General features: G+C 40.8%; 3 protein-coding genes. 1 reads left to right on the top strand and 2 read right to left on the bottom strand.

The genetic code is table 11. The annotated features are described in order from the left end of the window. Nucleotides 1-287: 287 nt before the first annotated feature. Nucleotides 288-1,667, bottom strand: a complete 1,380-nt coding sequence (locus KGY70_10725; protein MBS3775654.1) for a phenylacetate--CoA ligase family protein — start codon at nt 1,665-1,667, stop codon at nt 288-290. Continuing rightward, complete coding sequence (locus KGY70_10720) at nt 1,630-2,244, bottom strand: hypothetical protein (protein ID MBS3775653.1); 615 nt, start codon at nt 2,242-2,244, stop codon at nt 1,630-1,632. Before KGY70_10720 ends, KGY70_10725 begins: the two co-directional genes overlap by 38 nt. Nucleotides 2,245-3,159: 915 nt before the next feature. Here KGY70_10720 and KGY70_10715 point away from each other — a divergent pair. Further along, nucleotides 3,160-3,789, top strand: a complete 630-nt coding sequence (locus tag KGY70_10715) for a CHRD domain-containing protein (protein MBS3775652.1) — start codon at nt 3,160-3,162, stop codon at nt 3,787-3,789. The last annotated feature ends 404 nt before the right edge of the window (nt 3,790-4,193 follow it).

Genomic DNA, 4,193 nt, shown 5'->3' with positions numbered 1-4,193 from the left:
TTAGGCTGTAAACCGAAATCCCGCTTGATGGATGTAATACTTGTAGGTCCCGCATATAACGCGGTATTATAAGTGAGTCTATTCTAAAAAGGCGCTTAGCGGCTATATTTAGCTAATTGTGTAAAAATTATATATTGAATTTCAGAAATCTACTAGAGCCGCTTAGCGCCTTACCAGCCAAAATCTAGCTTTTTATACCGGACTCATAAGTGATATTCCAGTTTACGGAATTCCATAAGAATGACATATATTTAATACTTTGGGGAAAATTATGAATGCACCCACCATTAAGCGCTTCCGAATTCCTCCCTGATCAGATTATATTTCCCAGTTTTCATATCTCTGGGAATATCGCTTACTACTTCAACCCGATAATCAACATTTAACATCTTTTTCTTCTGCAATATTTCCCTTAACCGTTCATCAATCTTTTTAACCACCCGGTCTTTATCAAACTGCTGCGAAATGACGGCCTTAAATGTAAAAGAGGTATTTCCTTTTTTGATAACCTGGTATTTTTCCAGGCCCCTGACATAAAATTCCACAATAACAATCGGATGAATAAAATCAAACTTCCCGTTTTGATTGATAAACCAGAGAAGTTCTTCCTGTCTCCCGATAACATGTTTAATCCTGGTAAACGGCCAAATGCCTCCTTCTCCCTCCGGGACCAGGACATCATTCATCCGGTAACGGATTAACGGCTGGGTATAATTATACAAATTTGTTAAAAGTATATGATCGTCCATGAATTCAATATAATTGACATCATCAAACAAATAAAACCCCTCTAAATCCGTCCGTTCAACTCCCATTATCAGTGATTCCGAGGCAGCATAGTAATTGATAAGTTCACATTCCCACGTATCATGGATAAGTTCTTTGGTTTCCGGGGTAATGGGTTCACCTCCACAAACTACTGCCTTCGGACTAACGGAAAGCTTTCCTGATTTTTGCAGCTCTGCCAGCATCCCAATACCAGTGGGATAGCCAGTAACAACATCCGGGTTGACCCTGTTCACTTTATCAATATATTGATCCACGGGATAATTAATGTCTAAAACAAGGTATTCCCTGTAAACAAAAGCTTCAGGGGAATGAAGCGGACTCAGAAACAGGCTTACCCCTGCATAATGACCGTCGGCTGCTCCGATAAAGATATAATTTTTGGACTTTAGACCGAAATGCGGAAAAATCCGCAGGGAAATGGCTTTTATAAAATCCCATTCGCGGTTGTTATATAGAAAATATCCGACCTCTCCCGTTGTACCGGATGTATGTATAACCCGGTATTTGTCGTTTAAGGCCGTATCCGGTGCAGGATAAGATTCCAGAAAATCTTCCACCCGCTCTCTCTTCAATTCGCCGGGAACCACAAACTCATCAAAATGATCCATCATTAGTTTTTTGTCAATTGCCGGCAAATGATTTATATCCATATGTTCCAGATCAGGGGAGCTTATGCCATGATCTGCATAATACTTCCCGTAGAAATCAGAATGATGGAAGGCATGCTTAAGCAGTCTGCGCAACCTTTTTTCCCGCTGCTTTAAAATGGTATGCCTTTCTTTGTGTACATTCCGGTTCAGTTTAAAATTATAATAAAGAATCCGGGGTAAAGCCATATTATCAGAATGCGTCAATAATTCCAGGGTTTGTAATAACATTGGCGAGGATGCTTGAACATTCCTCTAATCCATAATTTCTTAATGTTTCCGAAATTTTTGCCTTGGGCTCCTCACGGTTCCTTACCTTTCTTACAAGTGTTTTAAACTCCTCCCACTGGGCTGAGCTCATCTGATCTTCCATGGTTTTCATAAGTACATCCGCCAATTGCACCTGGGGTTGCTGTTCTTCCTGTGAAGGTTGTTCTTTCTGTGATGGCTGTTCCCGGTGTGATGGCTGCTGATATACCTTCCCGGATGGATCAATTGTGATATCATCCTCCCCGGGCAATCCCACTTTGTTGATTTCATCAAGCATAACACTAAGCAACTGCTTGTAATGCTTTTTCAGTTCCTTGAACTTTTCTCCTTCCTCGGGCATATTAATCATTTTCCTGAGCTGATTCTGTATGGCATTTTTCTTATACACATAGGAAAATCTTTTGTTATAATGCCTTAACAAAACGGAATCCAACTGATCCAGACTGTAATCCATTTCCCGTTTGCTCATCTTATCTATGGTTTCTATGGATTTTTCCAGAAAATCCCTGATGCCCTGAATTTGTTCCTGTGGTCCCATAAAACTTAATATTACTGGTGTAACACCTTTTACCAAAAGTAAAACATTATGGATTTATAGACAATACTTTTTATAACTTTTCTTACCCGAATTATTCACAAATAATTAATTCTTGTTCAAGCAGCGTGATTTATGAATGATCCAGCCTTAAAACATTATGAGAATAGCACCTGCCTTTAGGCAAGTGGTTTAGGAAAAATGGACTCCTGTTTTTAACCCAAAACGCCCTTAAGGGCGTTTTGGGGGTGGGTGGGCGAATAGAATAACCATTAACAACCACCCACGTCAACGTGGGTGCTAATCTCATCAACTGTTGTTACTAAACCTATGTCATATAAGCCTTTCTTTAGGCCGATCATAAAAATCATTTGATTAATATCCTTGAACCACAGAGTACATAGAGAATATTTATCTGTAATTGAATTGGCTTTTAAACCGGTGGAAAAGGGAGGTCTTCAGAGAAAGCACATAGCGATCGCAATAACTGGATAATTATTGTCTGGTTAAAACCCCGGATAGGGGTTGAATAGAGTAACCCCGGGCAGTGCCCGCTGCCATCCCCCACCCGTCCGACCGGTGCAGAACAAGAATATTTCTCCTGATGGTCAATATCTTTTGCCTCTATTTGTTTTAGTCTTTATATCCAGGAACGGGTCGGACGGGGTGCCCTGGCAAAATCCCGGCAGCAGTAGCCTAAAATCAGCAGAGTCTGAAAGGGTATCTAAAAAGATTCATGGAACGGAAAATTAGTAATTTATAATATGGTCCTCCATGTCCCTTCAATACGATATTTAAGTAATGGATGCATTTAGAATTCACGGCTGTAATAAATAATTTGATTCAGGTAACATGAACTATAAATTCTGTTCATTGTTACAAAAAATGTATTTCATAACCTTTAAAAAATCAATACCTATGAAAACAAGATTAACCATTTTAGCAGTGGCTGCGATTTTTGTTTTCGCATCCTGTGAAAGACAGTTTACAGAAAATGACGTGCAGCCGAAAGCTCCTTCCAGCGCCGAGGTTCAGAATGAATCGGATATGCTGAAAAGTGGGCATCAGAATCAAAACATGGACGACAAGAAGGCTGTGTTAAACTTCAGAACCCATCTTTCGGGCGACAATGAAGTACCGGACCCCGTGGAAACCAATGCAACCGGTCAGGCTGTATTTCAGTTAAGCAAGGATGGGATGAAGCTACATTACAAACTGATTGTGGCCAACATTAAAAATGTATATATGGCTCACATTCATGTCGGTTCCGCAGATGAAAACGGACCTGTTGTAGCATGGCTTTATCCACCCGCACCCCCTCCGGCACTTATTGAAGGCAGAACACAGGGTGTCCTTCAGGAGGGAGTAATCACAAAGGATGATCTCGTTGGACAGTTAGAAGGCGAGGAGCTTTGGGATCTTGTTGAGATGATGAAAAACAAACACACCTATGTCAATGTTCATACCAATCAGTATCCCGCAGGAGAGATCCGCGGCCAGATCATGGGAGGAAAAAATATGAAAGGCAACCAAATGATGAAAGAATAATGAGCGAGACTGGTATTTCGGGCAAAATTAAAGATTTGCCCGAAATACCATAATCGAACTCCTCCTGCCCGATTTTACCGGTTACATTCCCTGTCTTACCTGGGTGATGCCCAATGTTACCGGGTAGACTCCCTACCTTACCTAAGTGATCCACTATCTTACCTAAGAGACTCCCAATCTTACCGAAATGCCTCCCAATGTTACCGGATAGATCCCCAATCTCACCTGAGCGATCTCCAATCTTACCCTGAAAACTCTTTAACAATCAGCAAGATAATATAAAAAACTTCCCCTTTATAGTTATGATTTGATTGGCATTTAAGTGACATGAAGTCAATGACAGTCATTGGGTGGTCATTTGGTCATTCAATTGTATACGCGGAACTCAAGTCGCGTAGCGACGG

It is taken from the genome of Bacteroidales bacterium (assembly GCA_018334875.1).
GTDB lineage: Bacteria > Bacteroidota > Bacteroidia > Bacteroidales > UBA12077 > JAGXLC01.
This window is presented reverse-complemented; position numbering and strand designations above follow the sequence as displayed.